This is a genomic window from Nitrospira sp. Ecomares 2.1 (assembly GCF_965152585.1).
On the sequence record NZ_OZ224219.1, the window covers coordinates 3,963,616 to 3,979,083 of the forward strand.

Annotated in this window: 15 protein-coding genes and 1 pseudogene; 5 read left to right on the plus strand and 11 right to left on the minus strand. The window is 48.0% G+C overall.

What is annotated here, in order from left to right; genetic code table 11:
• Positions 1-43: 43 nt before the first annotated feature.
• Positions 44-820 (minus strand): glycosyltransferase family 2 protein, encoded by a 777-nt coding sequence (locus ACWHYD_RS17515; protein ID WP_447963306.1) that lies wholly within the window; start codon positions 818-820, stop codon positions 44-46.
• Between the two features lie 416 nt (positions 821-1,236).
• On the opposite strand from ACWHYD_RS17515, the gene ACWHYD_RS17520 reads away from it, so the two are divergent.
• Complete coding sequence (locus ACWHYD_RS17520) at positions 1,237-1,668, plus strand: response regulator (protein ID WP_447963307.1); 432 nt, start codon at positions 1,237-1,239, stop codon at positions 1,666-1,668.
• Between the two features lie 2,480 nt (positions 1,669-4,148).
• Here the strand turns inward: ACWHYD_RS17520 and ACWHYD_RS17525 are convergent.
• Together ACWHYD_RS17525 and ACWHYD_RS17530 are read right to left on the minus strand one after the other, a co-directional pair.
• Positions 4,149-5,249: a CARDB domain-containing protein gene (locus tag ACWHYD_RS17525; RefSeq protein ID WP_447963308.1), complete on the minus strand. Its 1,101-nt coding sequence runs from the start codon at positions 5,247-5,249 to the stop codon at positions 4,149-4,151.
• On the minus strand, positions 5,249-6,211 hold the full coding sequence (locus ACWHYD_RS17530) for a hypothetical protein (protein ID WP_447963309.1): 963 nt from the start codon (positions 6,209-6,211) through the stop codon (positions 5,249-5,251). The genes ACWHYD_RS17525 and ACWHYD_RS17530 overlap by 1 nt, the downstream gene beginning before the upstream one ends.
• A 922-nt stretch (positions 6,212-7,133) precedes the next feature.
• Here ACWHYD_RS17530 and ACWHYD_RS17535 point away from each other — a divergent pair.
• Complete coding sequence (locus ACWHYD_RS17535; protein WP_447963310.1) at positions 7,134-7,367, plus strand: hypothetical protein; 234 nt, start codon at positions 7,134-7,136, stop codon at positions 7,365-7,367.
• Positions 7,368-7,390: 23 nt separating this feature from the next.
• Here ACWHYD_RS17535 and ACWHYD_RS17540 read toward each other — a convergent pair whose 3' ends face one another.
• The 3 genes from ACWHYD_RS17540 to ftcD all read right to left on the minus strand — a co-directional run bounded on the left by ACWHYD_RS17540 (position 7,391) and on the right by ftcD (position 9,844).
• Positions 7,391-8,230, minus strand: a complete 840-nt coding sequence (locus tag ACWHYD_RS17540) for an ion transporter (RefSeq protein WP_447963311.1) — start codon at positions 8,228-8,230, stop codon at positions 7,391-7,393.
• A 135-nt stretch (positions 8,231-8,365) separates the two neighbouring features.
• Positions 8,366-8,794, minus strand: a complete 429-nt coding sequence (locus ACWHYD_RS17545; protein ID WP_447963312.1) for a CBS domain-containing protein — start codon at positions 8,792-8,794, stop codon at positions 8,366-8,368.
• 132 nt (positions 8,795-8,926) lie between these two features.
• Complete coding sequence (gene ftcD, locus ACWHYD_RS17550; RefSeq protein ID WP_447963313.1) at positions 8,927-9,844, minus strand: glutamate formimidoyltransferase; 918 nt, start codon at positions 9,842-9,844, stop codon at positions 8,927-8,929.
• A 261-nt stretch (positions 9,845-10,105) separates the two neighbouring features.
• Between ftcD and ACWHYD_RS17555 the strand changes: the two genes are divergently transcribed.
• Both ACWHYD_RS17555 and ACWHYD_RS17560 read left to right on the plus strand, forming a co-directional pair.
• The gene (locus ACWHYD_RS17555) at positions 10,106-10,636 is read left to right on the plus strand and encodes a DsrE/DsrF/DrsH-like family protein (protein ID WP_447963314.1); all 531 of its coding nucleotides are present in this window, start codon (positions 10,106-10,108) and stop codon (positions 10,634-10,636) included.
• A 23-nt stretch (positions 10,637-10,659) separates the two neighbouring features.
• On the plus strand, positions 10,660-10,902 hold the full coding sequence (locus tag ACWHYD_RS17560; RefSeq protein WP_312644386.1) for a sulfurtransferase TusA family protein: 243 nt from the start codon (positions 10,660-10,662) through the stop codon (positions 10,900-10,902).
• A 377-nt stretch (positions 10,903-11,279) separates the two neighbouring features.
• Here ACWHYD_RS17560 and ACWHYD_RS17565 read toward each other — a convergent pair whose 3' ends face one another.
• A complete protein-coding gene (locus ACWHYD_RS17565; protein WP_447963315.1) occupies positions 11,280-12,296 on the minus strand; it encodes an alcohol dehydrogenase in 1,017 nt (338 codons plus the stop codon).
• A 329-nt stretch (positions 12,297-12,625) separates the two neighbouring features.
• On the opposite strand from ACWHYD_RS17565, the gene ACWHYD_RS17570 reads away from it, so the two are divergent.
• Positions 12,626-12,985 carry a DsrE family protein gene (locus ACWHYD_RS17570; protein WP_447963316.1) on the plus strand — a complete coding sequence of 120 codons (360 nt, stop codon included), beginning with the start codon at positions 12,626-12,628 and terminating at the stop codon, positions 12,983-12,985.
• Between the two features lie 44 nt (positions 12,986-13,029).
• Here the strand turns inward: ACWHYD_RS17570 and fumC are convergent.
• The 4 genes and pseudogenes from fumC to ACWHYD_RS17590 all read right to left on the minus strand — a co-directional run bounded on the left by fumC (position 13,030) and on the right by ACWHYD_RS17590 (position 15,349).
• A pseudogene (gene fumC / locus ACWHYD_RS17575) lies at positions 13,030-14,431 on the minus strand (class II fumarate hydratase).
• Positions 14,432-14,451: 20 nt separating this feature from the next.
• A complete protein-coding gene (locus ACWHYD_RS17580; RefSeq protein WP_447963317.1) occupies positions 14,452-15,000 on the minus strand; it encodes a DUF421 domain-containing protein in 549 nt (182 codons plus the stop codon).
• 182 nt (positions 15,001-15,182) lie between these two features.
• Entirely contained in the window at positions 15,183-15,266 is an 84-nt protein-coding gene (locus ACWHYD_RS17585) for a hypothetical protein (protein WP_447965894.1), read from the minus strand.
• Positions 15,242-15,349 carry a hypothetical protein gene (locus ACWHYD_RS17590; protein ID WP_447963318.1) on the minus strand — a complete coding sequence of 36 codons (108 nt, stop codon included), beginning with the start codon at positions 15,347-15,349 and terminating at the stop codon, positions 15,242-15,244. The genes ACWHYD_RS17585 and ACWHYD_RS17590 overlap by 25 nt, the downstream gene beginning before the upstream one ends.
• Between the last annotated feature and the right edge of the window lie 119 nt (positions 15,350-15,468).

Genomic DNA, 15,468 nt, shown 5'->3' on the forward strand with positions numbered 1-15,468 from the left:
TGCAGGTGGAATGTGTGGCTAACCAGAAAAATAACCAGACGAGTTATGAGGGGTGGGAATACCGATACAGAGTTTTGATGGACTGAAGCCCATCTCTCCAACCAATTTTTTTTCCCTCCGCTTTACTTCTGGGTAAATAAGAAATCGGTACCTCTGTCACGCGCCAATTCTTCTGAGCCACTTTCAGTGTGAGTTCTAATTCCAAATCAAACCCTGATTCTTCGAGGGAGATATCTGTTAAGACTTCCCGTTTAAACACTTTGTACCCAGTCCATACATCCGTCAAGGATAAACCCGTCGCAGCATTGGTTAACGCAGTAAAAATCTTGTTACCCAGATATGAGACGAGTAACCAATTCCCTTTCCGTGCCCCCAAAAATCTGGACCCATAGACGACATCAGCCCGACCGGTCATCACTGGCTCCAACAGCCGATGATAATCATCAGGACTATATTCCAAATCCGCGTCCTGCACGAGGACAATGCTCCCCTTGGCACACAGAAATCCCGTTTTCAAGGCCGCGCCCTTCCCTTGATTGCGTTGGTGAGTCAGCACTCGGACACCAGAACTATCAGCACCAGATTCACCCAATTCTTTCTGGCTTGCTTCTTCGTCCGAAGTCCCCTGACCGAACTCCTCGATGAGCCATTCGCGAGTTCCATCTGTGGATCCATCATCCACAATGATCAGTTCTTTTGAAATTTTCACATTTTGCACACGGCATACAATCGTCTCAATTGTTTTTCGCTCGTTGTATACGGGAATGACAATACTTACCAATTGATTTTTTTGATTTATTGTATTTTCCAGCTTTTCCATGTCAATTTCGATTAACCAATTATGATAAAGAGATTTCAAGTAGACTACCATGAACGTTCAGACAACCCTCATCAAATATCATTTTTTGGTAAAGCCACCCCACTCGTGGTCTCTGATATTGGCCTATGATATCTCCGTATCAAATGCCCCAGTGACCACCAGGAACAGACGGATATCACCCATTTGTGAATGTTTTTCTCCTGGACGTCCCAAATTTGCTTTGTCTCAAACCCATTAGCTGTCCCATCCTATTTGTCTCATGGAACACCTCACAATACCCGTTCCAACAAGAAAAATTCCATAAAAATAGCTATATTTCAAATAGTTATACAACAAAATCAACATAGCACTATCCTTGCTTTATTACATGGGTAACAACAGTAGATGAGGCAATACGACAAAGATTGGAGGGAGGCATGATGAACATAACAATATCTTCACCACAGACATTAGAACAGGTACCCGGCACCGTTTCCGTCACCATACTTCTCATTGATGATTCCCCCGATAATTTGATGATTCTCGGGGATATTTTAGAACGAATTGGCTATCAGATTGTGTGTGCAGAGGATGGCGAGAGCGGCCTCGAACAGGCGAAACGCGTTCAACCCGACTTGATATTTATGGATGTGAAAATGCCCGGCCTTGATGGATTCCAAGTCTGTGAACAACTTCGCGCACAGAAGGGTTTCCAAAGAACTCCGATTATCCTCATGAGCACACAATCCGATAGCACAAACAGCGAGCTTGCCTTGAGGGCTGGTGCCTCTGAATTTTGGCCAAAGCCCATTTCCCCGGGAAAGATTCTGAATAAACTTCCTGGTTTTTTGCGAAACGGTCTAGAGTAACGAGGCTCCTTTTCCATCCTTTACGCACTCCATTTCCTATTGAGCCCCAACTCACATTCTTTTGATGGTACTCATATCCCACATGAGGTCTAAGGATACATAAAATCCTGAATTGTCTGGCATATAAATTGCTGTTTAATTTAAAATGGTGTTTTTTCCTTAAAAACATCCTATTTTAGATACATTTTGAAGGGAAAATCACACAGACAGAGTCATTTACCAAACGACTATTTATCCTATTCACCTTTCACAACATGGAGAAAGTACGCATGGTCACCCGTCTAAGAAAAAATTCCACCATCAATCTGTCCACATGGGGCCAACGAGGAACGGCAGGATTGGTCGAGGAATGGGAACCGCGAATACCCATTCCGGAAGAAAAGTTACAATCCCGTCGAGGGTCAACGATCTCAATTCCGAAATCAACCGAGCCGCCCACAGAAGAGAAAAATCTAAAAAAATAAGTACTTTCCCAATTCCCTTCGTGACTCGTGTATCCAGCCACCACCCCCATGGACTGGTTTTCTGATAATAAATTTTAAACCTTCAACCCGAATAGCATTCGGTTCACCCCCATCGTAAGAGTCCACCACATCCCAGACAATATTTCTCTGGAGTCCTGAAACAATTTCGTTTACCCCAAACAACGCAGAACATCAATTGACCGCATTGCCCTTACTGGTCTGCTCCGGAAAAAGAACGTAATTACCTGACAGCCATATTGGGATTAAAGACCGGCTTCCAAGAATTCCCCGGTCACATCCATATTCCAAAGAAAATCCCCTTGCCTCGGTTTGCCCTACCTTTTTAAGTTCCCGAAAGTAGAGCATTGAAATTCTACTTTTATAGCTTACAGGTGCAGACATGAAGAGACTCTCCCTGGCCATACATTGTTTGGTGTGAAGTCCTATAGGATTGTTTCCTGCCCTAGAGAGAGGAATTTAGGTTGTATTTAAAGGTGATAGCTGGCTTTTGGAGTAATCCGAGATCGCGGCCTCGCCCTACGAAATCACTGAATGACCTATAGGACGACCAACGCTAATTAAACAAAAGGGATTTTATATTTTCAGACCGTTGAAAGAAGTATGGTCTAGCGCTCGCAGTTCGACTTGACCGGCGGGTCAAGACTTACCGGGAGGATTAAAGGATTTTGTTCGATCAAGTCTATTTGTTGATGGTGGGGCGTTTCTTTCCCAGACAAAATTGTTTTCCCGTCCAACAACAAACTCGATATTCTAAAATCCGTAATTCCAAATCCTGAATTTCGGAAATTCTGCAGATGGACATTTAGAAAAACCACGCTATTGCTATACAGCAAATTCTTCACATATTTTCGTTCAATGTCGGACCGGCACAATGCTCCCTTCCTCATCATTGCATTAGGACCAGTCAATATATTTTTACCTGCCACCTATGTTTACGGCATGTACCCCTTCTGGTACTTCCCCACATCACACAGGACAAAGGTTCCTAGAATATACGATTTCCTCCTCTTTGTTTTTCCCCTTTACAATTAGTTATTTAGCTTGCATTCCTGGTTGTATAGAAGCCAAAAACGACCGACGGCATCAAGGTTGCTTTTATTGTGAACCAGGAACAGATGACAGACGACTGAATAAAAAGAGAGGCAACACCATGGAAGGTATTTTACTCATCATCATCAGCTGTGTAAGTCTGTTGGGACTGGTTTCTTTGTTTTGGTTATGGCGACCCTAGGCATGAACTCTAAATTGGGGAAGACCTCCATATCATGCCTTCCTTAACAACTTTCATGCTCGCGATTGATACAGTTAATTGAAGTGAATTATTGCCCACCTATACCTATAGATTTTATGCTGCAGGATATTTGTTTTGCGTTCGATGAGAACATTTTATCCAGCTGGTGATTTTTTACGAACGAAGAAGTCCGTTGTTCGGAATGCACCAACGTGTTAACAAATTCTGTGAGCAGCAACGCCTCAATGTCCAAAAGGAGAGGCAAGAGGTGAACGCCACCATGACAATCGGTCGATCACGTGAGGAGGGAATGTTTCTACTTCGAGAAAGCGATTATGTGTGGAGAGTGCACGAAGACGGGAAGGTGGACTGTGCCCTCCACGGAGATGCCACCGCATTCGAACGTCTTAGCTTCATTCAGAAATGGAGAACCCCATCCCGTCGGATTTTTCAAGAATACCCCTTTCAGGATTTTTCTCACTGACTGACAGGACTTTTATGCCAGAACTCTAATTTTTATCATCCTGCTTTAGACTGCCTGATTCTACGGGCACATGATTAACAACGATCCCTTTGGACAAGTCGACGTGAACATTCTTGAAAAGCCGATGCCGTGCAAGATTCCTCCATGAATCCTGACGGCATCCGCTACCTTGACCTCCCATTGACCAGGCCCGGGGATCCGGCCAAGACTCATTCCATTTTTGAGCCAAAAACCACAGGCGTTCTTGTACCTGCATCCCTCACTTGCATCTTCACCTTTTTCACTGGACCCGGATGGGAATATAAGCCCGATTGTTCGAACCATTTACCTCATTGATATCGTTATCCTCATCAACGATGATTCCCAGCCAGTAATTTTGCCCCGCATTCAGAAAATTGGGGATGATCACCGGAATCGTGGTGGTGAAAACATCGGCAGGGTGAATCGACCCAAAGCTTCCACCACCGATACGAGTATCGCTATAGCTAATAAAATCATTGGTTGAGACATAGAGTCCAAAACTCACGTTGGCATGAGTCTGTTTCCCATTATTTTCGATCGTAAATTCAGGCCGTACCACACTTCCCCGGTTTACTCGGTACCCCGGCTCCCCAGCAATCGTAATACCCGTCAACGTCCCTGTGTTGGCACTATTCCGGACCCGTACCCGGTCATGACTTGAATACTCACCGCTGGCTCCGGTTCTTCGCCAGTGCGAGGCGGACACATCGTTAAAGGAGGAGCTTTGTGACCCATACAGCACTCTCGCCCCATGCGAAGCATCTTCCCCGAAGTACGTGATAGCTGATCCACCATTGGCGTGATGGTGGCGCCAGGAATCACCCATGACATTGTATTCCCAATTGACATGCATCAGGCCAAGATAGTGTCCGGCCTCGTGCACGATGACCGCATCAATGGGACGGCTTGACCCGGTGTAGGTAAAATTGGCGTTTTTGTTTTGGGAGGTAGTCCAGGACCGCCCGGTGGAATCCAGCACAATATCCACTTCGTCCAGCCCATAGTGCCATCCAAATAACCAGTAGCAGTGATAGCGCATGCGTGCCTCTCCCGGTGGGGAAATACTTGCGGCCCAGATTTCATTTTGTCCATTTCCACTCCCCACTCCACCAGTTTCGGTTGTATGGTTGATCATAAACGGCGATGGGTTTGTATTAGTAATATTCACACCTCGTTGGGCAGCCTGCAGGACACTCCCGGCCGGGAAACTGCCGGTATTGATCCGTGCTGTAGTGGAATTTCCTCCCCAACGCAATTTCTTGCCACTGTCTCCATTGCATTCCAGCCAGGATGCTGAGAATGCGGGAGAGCTACACAACACCGTAAAAACTATGGGTACGAAAATTTTTGTCATATTCATTATCGAAGTCCCTCCTTAGCATGAATGTCGTAGCGTTCTTCATCACTGATCTTAGGAAATGCTTCATCCTTGGCTTCAAGAGCAAGGACCTCATTGTCAGCCACTTCAAACCGTTCTTTCACATTCGCCATCACTATTGGAGTTTGAGGATCGCCTACCCGTTTATTCCACTCACGTATGGCGTCAAAGAATACGTCGGGAGTCAGTGGATTTCCGTAGGTTTCCATTGGAATTGCCTCTTGTTCTTCGGCGACATCTTTTTGGATTGGCAGAATCTGATTGCCTAAATTGACTGTCGTGACTTTTGGAGCTTCCCGCTCATAGCGGGCCTGCAGATCTTTCAAGCTCTGTCGGCTCTCCCGGCTCACTCGATCGATATAAGCCTTCATATCAGGGCGTTCCAGCAGGGCTTTAAACGAGGGGCGAGGTATTTCCATGACATTGAGATCGAACCGTGGTTTTCCTCCAATGCGTAAATTTTTGTGGGCTTCCACAACCGGCACTCCCCAGCCATTCAACACCTGATTTTCATGAATACGAAATCTTCCCTCGACACATTCCACAAGCTGGCAGTCGTCGATTTCTCCTCCTTTGACGAACAACACATCGGTTTGTCCAAGGGCAAACGCGGGAGCTGTCGAAACCATATAGACACCTCCCTGCCCATCGGCCCCACCGGGAATTCGGAGCGTGACTTTTTTGTCCGGGACATCACCTCTCAACACTTCCAAAACCTGATAACTCACGAACGTATGAGGAAGGCCCTGTGGTTGCTCTTTCGTCGGTTCTGAATTTCGATATTGGATATCCACCACCTGGCCATACATAATCAGACCAGACTCACGAACTTTCGATTGAAGGCCGCCTTCGGCGGCATCGTTTGGACTATGTCCCCATGCTGATGAATTGATGGCCACCATGCCAAGGATTACGACTATTTTGAACAACCCATTGAGTTTCATAGAATGCCCTTTCTCTTTCATTTGCGTGAATACACAATTGCCGGAATCGTGACGAATTAATCTTCATTTATGGATCCCCGAAGATATCGTGTGTCCATTTCATTCGCACCATCTGAATCTTGTTCATCTGCTTTCTGGCCATGCACCCTCCTTGGTGAGTTAATGTAAAAAAATCATTCTGCAGCTTGCTATAGCAACCTCAATGCCAAAAGCTTCAGCGAACGAAAATTACTTCCGCCAGCGAAAATCTCCCATATTCATAGGCAATTTGAGTACATTTCGATCCAGATGTTGTTCGATCAACTCAGCTTTATCGTGGAAAGAAAACAAGATGAGATACGAATCGTATCTGTTCAGATACGCACACCGAGTTTTTAAATAACGATCCTTCCGCCCGCCTTTTTCCCTCATCGAAAACGGTTTGCCTATCCATTTTTCATGCCTCCATCGACACAGGAAGGCCATAGAGCCATATAAGCCAATGCCCAAACGATGAGGCGAAATCGAGATGGCCCAGCTCTAGAGCACAGAGAACACGTTACTGACCGTTAAATGAGATTGGAATCAATACCAACGCAAGAGGGGAGCAGGATCGAAACTGTTGTACAGCTTTGGCCTTACATAAGGAACGACGGCGGGAGTAGTTCGCTGAAGATGAGAATGAGGAAAGCCATAGGCGAATTCAGAGTATTTCGAACCGATGGTATTCAGGATCAACTGGAGAGGTAAGACATCCAACCCTTTTATGGAGGGGATAAGGTCAAAACCGGATAGGGAAGTCAGACGTTAATAGAATGTCCCAATGGCATCCATATGGCACTCAATGTACATTCTGATTTTCAAATTCTCTCTCGCTGGGAAGACGGGAAGGAATTTATCAGGATCTTACGTCTATCGACCGGAGAGATTTGGATCGAAATCATTGAAAATCGAAACTCCAGTAGCCGCTGCAGCCGTGAAGGAAACGGGATTTGACAACAAGGTCCTGCCGGATGGTCAAACGACTCTCTCTGAGGTGGAGGGGATCCTTTCCCCTTCGAATCAACGACAGCTACCCGAATCCAATGATTTTGTTCCGGACATTTATAAGCGACACACCTTGTTAGCTTGCGCGCCTGATACCGGATTGGCGGTCATGAGAAAAGAGAGCAAATGAATAACACTATATTTCTTGGCAATTCAACCTTTCAACACTTTCGATAGGGGTAAGACATTTTCTCCAGATGTTCTTTCCAATCGTTCCTCTAGGCGCTTGAGGGCTATTTGTGTTTCTCGCAAATCTTTGAGTATCTCTTTTTGTGTGACCGGTCCCTGAAGTTCAGCCAGCCGTTCGGCTTTGGCCTCATCAAGATTGTTAATCACCACGGCAATAAATAGATTAATCACGACAAACGTCCCTAAGACCACAAAACTCACAAAATAGATCCAGGACAGATAATGAAAATCCATGGCGGTATACATTACATCCGTCCAATCTTCCAGGGTCACGACGCGAAAGAGGGTCAACAGCGAGATCCCCAATGATCGCCAATGCGTGGGATCGTGCTCATGAAACAACTGATAGCCCATGATGGCATAGACATAAAAGATCACGCCCATGAGAGTCATGACGTGAATCATGCTGGGAATAGATCTGACGAGGGTTGAAACGATAAGGCGGAGTTCAGGTATGGTCGAGATGAGACGAACCACCCGCAATAAGCGCGCTAACCGGGCAATCATGGCAAATTCACCCGTAGCCGGAATCAAAGAAAACACGATGACGGAAAAATCAAAGATGTTCCAGCCATCTCGAAAATATCTATCAATCTGAGGTGCCACGGCAATCATTTTGATGAGGGCTTCAAGAATGAAAATCCCAAGAATAACGTGATTACCCACATGCATCAGGGCACCATACTGTTCCACCAATGCTGATGAGGTTTCCAGGCCCAAAATGACCCCGTTAATGAGAATAAAGGCAATGATCCCATACTCAAACCATGGGGCGTGGACAATCTGCTTCGCTCGATCTTTCATCGTCGTTAACTCACAAACTTATGGCACATTCTCGACCTGGAATCAGGAAGAGAGCGAGCACCGATTCATTAGTATTGGAAAATGGGAGGAATGAGCACAGTGAAGGAAAGGAGTAGCTCAACTCCTCGGGGAGCTTCAACTCCCCGATGTTTGCAAATATCCCCGAAGCAAATCTCTTCGCGCCACGATCCCGATCAATTTCCCCTTCGAATCCACGACAGGCACCCGAATCAAATGATTATTTTGCAGGACATCCATAAGCGTCAGCACATTAGTATCCTGCGTGACCGACACCGGGTTGGCAGTCATGATATCACCTGCCGTCACGTCTTCCAGATTTTTCCCTTTGCGCAAGGCCTTAAGTAAATCAAACTCGGAAACAATTCCCACCAATTTCGAAGTTTCATCGATAATGGGAACCGAACCAAATCCTTCCATCATATAAGAAGCCAGCAACTTGGCTTCCGTATCCTTCATGCCCGATTGCACTTCTTTTTCCATGACACTGCCCACGGTTAACTGCCCAAACTTACTGGCCCTTAAAGCTGCGACATCATCGCTCATATGGTTTATTCCTTTTTGAGTAGAAGGTCATGCCCCACTTCGTTGCTTTTTTGAATAGTTTCAGTGCCCCCGCTCAAAAACAGCGGGACTTGGAATTCATCTTCACATTTTCCGGTTATTGTACCTGATGATTTACAAAGGGAAAAGGCCATATTTTCCACACGCCACTTCCAACACTCTTTCAGGGTTCCAATCCTTCAACTTAAGATCAGTAGACAGATCCACATCCCATGCCTCCTGCGGCACCAGGCCCACAATCTCACTTTCCTCAATGTCCACACCCCACCGCTGGGACTCCCGCTCCACGGCATGAAATGCCGCTCGCAAGGAGGTTTGTCGAAAATCAATCAGATTCATGGACACCTGCACAAGCCCTTTTGATGGCAATGGCACACCCATGGCCTTGAGGGCAGGCAAGCCTCCCCCTGAAGACCGGATCGCCCGAGCAATACGACGAGCCACCTGAATATCCTGACTCTTGAGCACCACGTTAAAGGCAATTAAGAAAAAACGGGCTCCGATTGCGACGGCTCCCGCAGTAGGATGCAAAACATTTGGGCCAAAATCAGGTTTCCAATCTGCTTCTTGATACATCCGTTCCTGTAACCCCGAGAGATCTCCCCGCCGTATCACGTCCAACCTGGCCCGCAAAGGCACGATAGCTGCTTGTTCATAGAGAAAGACGGGAATGCCCAGTTCCTGCCCGACTCGCCGGCCCAAATCTTTTGCATAGCCTGCACATTCCTCCATTGTCACACCTCGTAAGGGAATCCAGGGCACCACATCAACCGCCCCCATGCGTGGATGCTCCCCCTGATGTCTGCGGAGGTCGATGGTATGCTGGGCTTCTTGAATAAACTGAAAAAGCGCAGTGGCCATCGCCTCAGGCTCCCCTGCAAGGGTAAAAACAGACCGATGGTGATCTGAATCCACATGAAGATCGAGTAGGGACACATTGGGTACTGACCTTATACCCTCAGTCAATAAAGCAAGTAGGGCCGTGTCCCGGCCCTCACTGACATTCGGCACACATTCTACCAAGCGATCCATGTCCCTTTCCCTACATCTGCCTACACGGCTAAGAGCCTGAGTTTCATGCCTCATGGAGGCTCAATCCAGAACAGGCTTTTGTTGACACCGAAAAATTTACCATATTATAGTCGAATCAGCTTTAAGCCTCAGCCGTGGATAATGCATCCGGCAGAATCAACCCCATCAAAGGTCAAGAACTGCTATACTCCGTAACAATCCGCCTTTATCGAAGACTCTGTAAGAGGCGACCCATAATTTTGTGAGAAAGAAGGTGACATCATGAACGCCACCCACGTTGAACCAGCAACCGCCTTAGCCCAACTCAAAGAAACCAAACCCGATAAAGTGACCCTTGTTGTCCTGAGTGGAGACATGGACCGTGTCATGGCGGCCCTGATTATCGCCACGGGCGCTGCAGCCATGGGCATGCAAGTGACCATGTTTTTTACCTTTTGGGGGTTGAATGCCATCCGAAAGGAAAATATGAGTAGCTCTCCAAAGGATTGGCTCCGTCGAGCCTTTGGATGGCTGAACAAGGGGGGAGCAAGCCGTCTGCCCCTCTCACGATTTCATTTTGGAGGTCTCGGAACCACCATGATGAAAAAGGTCATGAAAGATAATCGCATGCCCGGCATCCCTGAACTCATGGAAACCGCCAAAGACCTGGATGTAAAGATGATTGCCTGCACCACAACCCTGGGACTCATGGGCATTTCAAAGGATACGCTCATTGACGGCATCGACCAACTCGCCGGAGTCAGCACCTATCTGGCGGAAGCCCGGCACGGATCCGTGAACTTATTTATCTAACGACCACCACAAAAGGATAAACCATGATACCAGCCGACGTTAAACTCGATACATTGGGGTATTTCTGCCCAATGCCGATCATTCTGACCTCAAAGAAAATCAAAGAACTCGCCTCGGGGCAAGTCCTTGAAGTTATTTCGGATGACGAAGGGATTAAAAAAGATATGCCGGCCTGGTGCGAAACAACCGGACACGCCATGGTGGGTATGGAAGAAGAAGGGGCCGCGGACAAAAAAGTCTACAAAGCCTATGTCAAAAAGGCCTGAGAGTCTGCCCTTGTAGAATATCTCTTTGCCGGGTCTCAAACTTGATCAACTACCGAGTAAGTAGACGCTGGGGGAAGATCCATCCATCGAAATTTCCACAACGAATACCCTAGTCAGAACCTCAGTTTTTTTGGAATGTCCCCCGCCTTCCCTCCTACAGTCATTCCCTGAGGTGAGAAAATATACATGCCAGGGTAACACGCATCAGTTGGAAAATGCCTTGTTCAGAATATGGAAAGTCGAGCGGTCGTGGGAGGAACTTGTCTCCTTATACACGGATTAACTTGGCTCTTTTCATGCGCACTGCTTCTTTATTATGCACATTCCCGTTTTTGCCGAAGGAAAAGCATTGGAGGAGTGACCAGTGAGTGAGCTCTTCAACTAACCTGTAATACTACTCTGAACCTTGCTTCACCACTCATCATACGCTCATAGGCTTCAGCCGCGCGTTCAAGAGGATACTCCTCTATCATTGGCTTTATACCTGTCATCACACTAAAGGCCAACGTATCCTGCGAATCCGACGACGTACCGGACGGCCAGCCCTGAACTGCATGTCGTCCCATAATAAACTGAACGATGGGTACTTCCACCGGTTCTTCAGAGGCGCCAACCATAATCAATTTTCCGTCCACGGCCAGCCCCCCGATAGTCGCACTCATGGCCTTTCCACTCGTGACGGTTGCGAGGATTACCTTCGCTCCTCCAAAACCCTTAAGCGTTTCCGATACATTTTGGGCCCTGCTGTCGATATAATGCCGCGCCCCCAATTTCTTCGCCAATGACTCTTTATCTTTTCCTCTGGCAATGGCGACCGTCTTGAAGCCCATCTTGCTCGCAAATTGTACGGCCAAATGTCCAAGACCGCCGATGCCAAGAATAGCAACCACGTCACCAGCGCGCGCACCGCTATGGCGAAGCGCATTAAATGTCGTAATGCCGGCACAAAGCAGAGGAGCCGCTTCAAGGTTGGAGAGATCTTCTGGAATGCGCGCTAAAGCTTCGACGGGAGCGACCATGTATTCGGCATAGCCTCCGTCATAACTAATACCCGGAACCAAGCCGCGTTGGCATAGAACAAAATCCCCTAAGCGGCATGGTTCACAGCGGCCGCAATGTCCTCCATGCCATCCCACGCCAACCCGTTGGCCCTGTTTCCATCCTTCCACCCCAGAACCCATCTCCTCAACAATTCCGGCAATTTCATGTCCAGGAATACGAGGATACTCAAGACCCGGCCATAGACCGTCCTTCGTAAACACATCGCTGTGACAGATCCCGCAGGCCTGGACCTTTATAAGAACCTGCCCTGTGCCAGGCTTAGGCACCTCACGCTCCACGAGTTGCAAAGGCCCCTTTGCTTGTCGGACTTCCACGGCTTTCATCTTTTCCATGGATGTTCTCCTTTTCATTCACTATCAAATTTCTCATGGCCTGGACCCGATCGAACCACAAGCCTCAGGCAGGTACCGAAAAATGTCACGCCAGCTATCATGACAGATCAGAAAACTCTAAGAAAGATGAATATAGGCGGAAACGGGGGAGCCAACATTATTCCCCCGCCCCATCTAAAACCAGGGTTCTACCGAGGTGTAGGCTTACATTCATCACTGATACCATCAAATTAGGGGTTCCCGTCTTAATCCTGATCCAGCTTTCCTGTGATATGAGATGAGGGTGTCGGAGAAGCATGAAAGAAAAAAGGTAATAAAAGGAGAAAACTATGGCACGCTTTGTCATTGCCGGAAGTAAGGGGACGGATGATCCAACAATGGCCACCCTTCCGTTTATCGCCTCACAGGCGGCTCACGAACAAGGGCATGAGGTCGTTTTTTGGCTTCAGGCCGAGGCCGTCGTCTTAGCAAAAAAAGATGGGGTAGATGGTGTACAGGGAGTCGGGCTTCCGGCATTGAAGGTGTTAGCCAATACCATTCTGTCTCAGGGTATTCCTCTGTGGGTCTGTTCGGCATGTGCGATCGCCCGACAGATTAACGAATCTGATCTCGAGGTGGGTGCGGTAATGAAGGGCATGGATGATTATGTCAAAGCTGTGGCGGAAAGAGAACGCAGTCTTTCGTTTTAAATTCCTTCCCCGAAGGATTCAGAATGCTGGAAGTGAGGTTGGGGTTACTCTGGACGAATCATCTGTTCCGGACGAATGTAGGTATTGAATTCTTCTTCAGTCACAAATCCGCTGGCGATAGCTTCTTCTCGCAGGGTGCGTCCATTCTTTAAAGCCCCTTGAGCAATTTTGGCAGCCTTGTCGTAACCAATGCGAGGAACCAATGCCGTGACCAGCATGAGGGATTCTTCCATCAGCTCGGAAATACGTCCGATATTGGGTTCAATGCCCACAATGCATTTATCGGTCAGGCTCATAACGGCATCGCCGAGGAGGCGGATGGATTGAAGCACGTTGTACGCAATGACGGGTTTGAACGCATTGAGTTCAAGATGCCCCTGTGCCCCGGAAATCGTGATAGTCGTGTGATTCCCGATAACCTGCGCACAGACCATGGTCATGGCTTCGCATTGAGTGGGATTCACCTTTCCCGGCATGATGGAAGAACCCGGTTCATTTTCAGGCAGGGAGAGTTCTCCCAGACCGGAGCGCGGACCGGAACTTAAGAGGCGAATGTCATTGGCAATTTTATTCAGGCTCACGGCGATAACATTCAACACGCCGGAGATTTCCACCATGGCATCATGCGTGGCCAACGCTTCAAACTTATTGGAAGCCGAAAGAAAGGGCAGCTGTGTATACCTTGCGACTTCCTCAGCAAACTTCTCACCAAACCCGGGCTTTGCGTTCAATCCCGTACCGACAGCCGTACCGCCTTGCGCAAGGAGATACAGTCGTTTAAGGCCATCCTGAATCCGATCAATCCCCAATTGCGCCTGAGTTGTATATCCCGAGAATTCCTGCCCCAATGTGAGAGGAGTGGCGTCCTGCAAGTGGGTTCGTCCGATTTTGATAATGTCTTCCCAAGCCTGCGACTTTTCCAACAACACTCGGTGCAGATGTGCTAGGGATGGAATCAGGACATGGTGCAATTGTTCAACTGTCGCAATATGCATTGCCGTCGGAAAGACATCATTTGAAGACTGGCTGCAATTGCAGTGATCATTCGGATGAACGGGCGTTTTTGTTCCGAGTGTCCCGCCCAGACGTTCGATGGCCAGATTGGCAATCACCTCATTGGCGTTCATGTTGGACTGCGTGCCGGAACCAGTTTGCCAGATCACAAGGGGAAAGTGATCGTCCAACTTGCCGTCGATCACATCCTGTGCCGCATCAGCAGGCCTTGCCGGTTGTTTCATCAATGGCGTTCAGGTGGATATTCGATAGAGCCGCGCAACGCTTGACGATCCCCAACGCCCGGATCAATGGGCGAGGCAAACGCTCCTGGCCTATTTGAAAATTTTCCAAGGAACGTTGGGTCTGTGCCCCCCAATATATGTCAGCCGACACGGGAACCGAACCAAAGGAGTCGGTTTCGATACGTGCGCTAGTTGTCTTCTTTGTCATGGCTCCTCTAACGGCATAGCTTATCTGTTGGTATGTGGGGGTGGAATACCCGACGGTCGGTTGACCCCTATGAGGCTGGACTCTCCGGAACCTCCACCCCTTCGAACTACGCTGAAGGAGCCGTCGGTCTCCAACACCACCGCCTTGACCTCATCCAACGTCGCCGCTCCTGCGTTCCGAACCGCGGCTCGCACCTCATCTTCGGTCACCCGTGTCCACCCCAAAGCAACAGGTAAAAATGTACCCTGATACAACAGCATTGTCGGTTCCCCTGTGGCCAGCTTACGCACCCATCGGACGTGAAGACTGGACCACGTCACAACGAACTGCATTCCTATCAGCAGAGCCAAGGCCAGGACTCCCTGGGCCAAGGTCACGTCTTTATTGAGCAAAATAGTTGCCAGCGTCGACCCAAGCGCGACCGTCACGACTAAATCAAAGGCATTCATCTTGGAGAGGGTACGTTTGCCGAACAACCTCAAAAGCGTGATAAGGCTGACATATGCCAGGATACTGATCAATCCCGTTCGGAACAGCGCCTGCCAGTTATCAAAGAAGATATGTTCCACTTGCACCTCCCTGCTTTCTGTCGCCAGCAGAATTGAAGTTTAAACACTCGCCTCCATTGAGGGAACTACTAACTATTTTCTATCGACGAAAGACACGCAGGAAATTACCAGGCTTTTCCAAGATGAAGACGGTAACACCGGACCGAGCCAGCAAAGATCCGAGCATTATCCCGGCCGGATTCTCATGCCCCTGTAATTTTGGGATCGATCCTTGGCTCCAAAGAGGCGCGATCCCATTTTGCTAAATTGGCTGCGGCTTCATACATTGTTTGCAGGAATTCAAGAAGTGTATCAGATCGATCCAGGGGGTCCGGGTCAAGCGAACCTTGCCGACGATCTGCATCCACATGTGCAAGGTTCCATATGTATCCTCCCACCCGTTCAGAATTTCAAAATTGATTTTTCACATGTGCATGAATGGAAAGATTCTTGGTTAATTCTGAAAATTAGTCAAGGTATAAAGTTTGT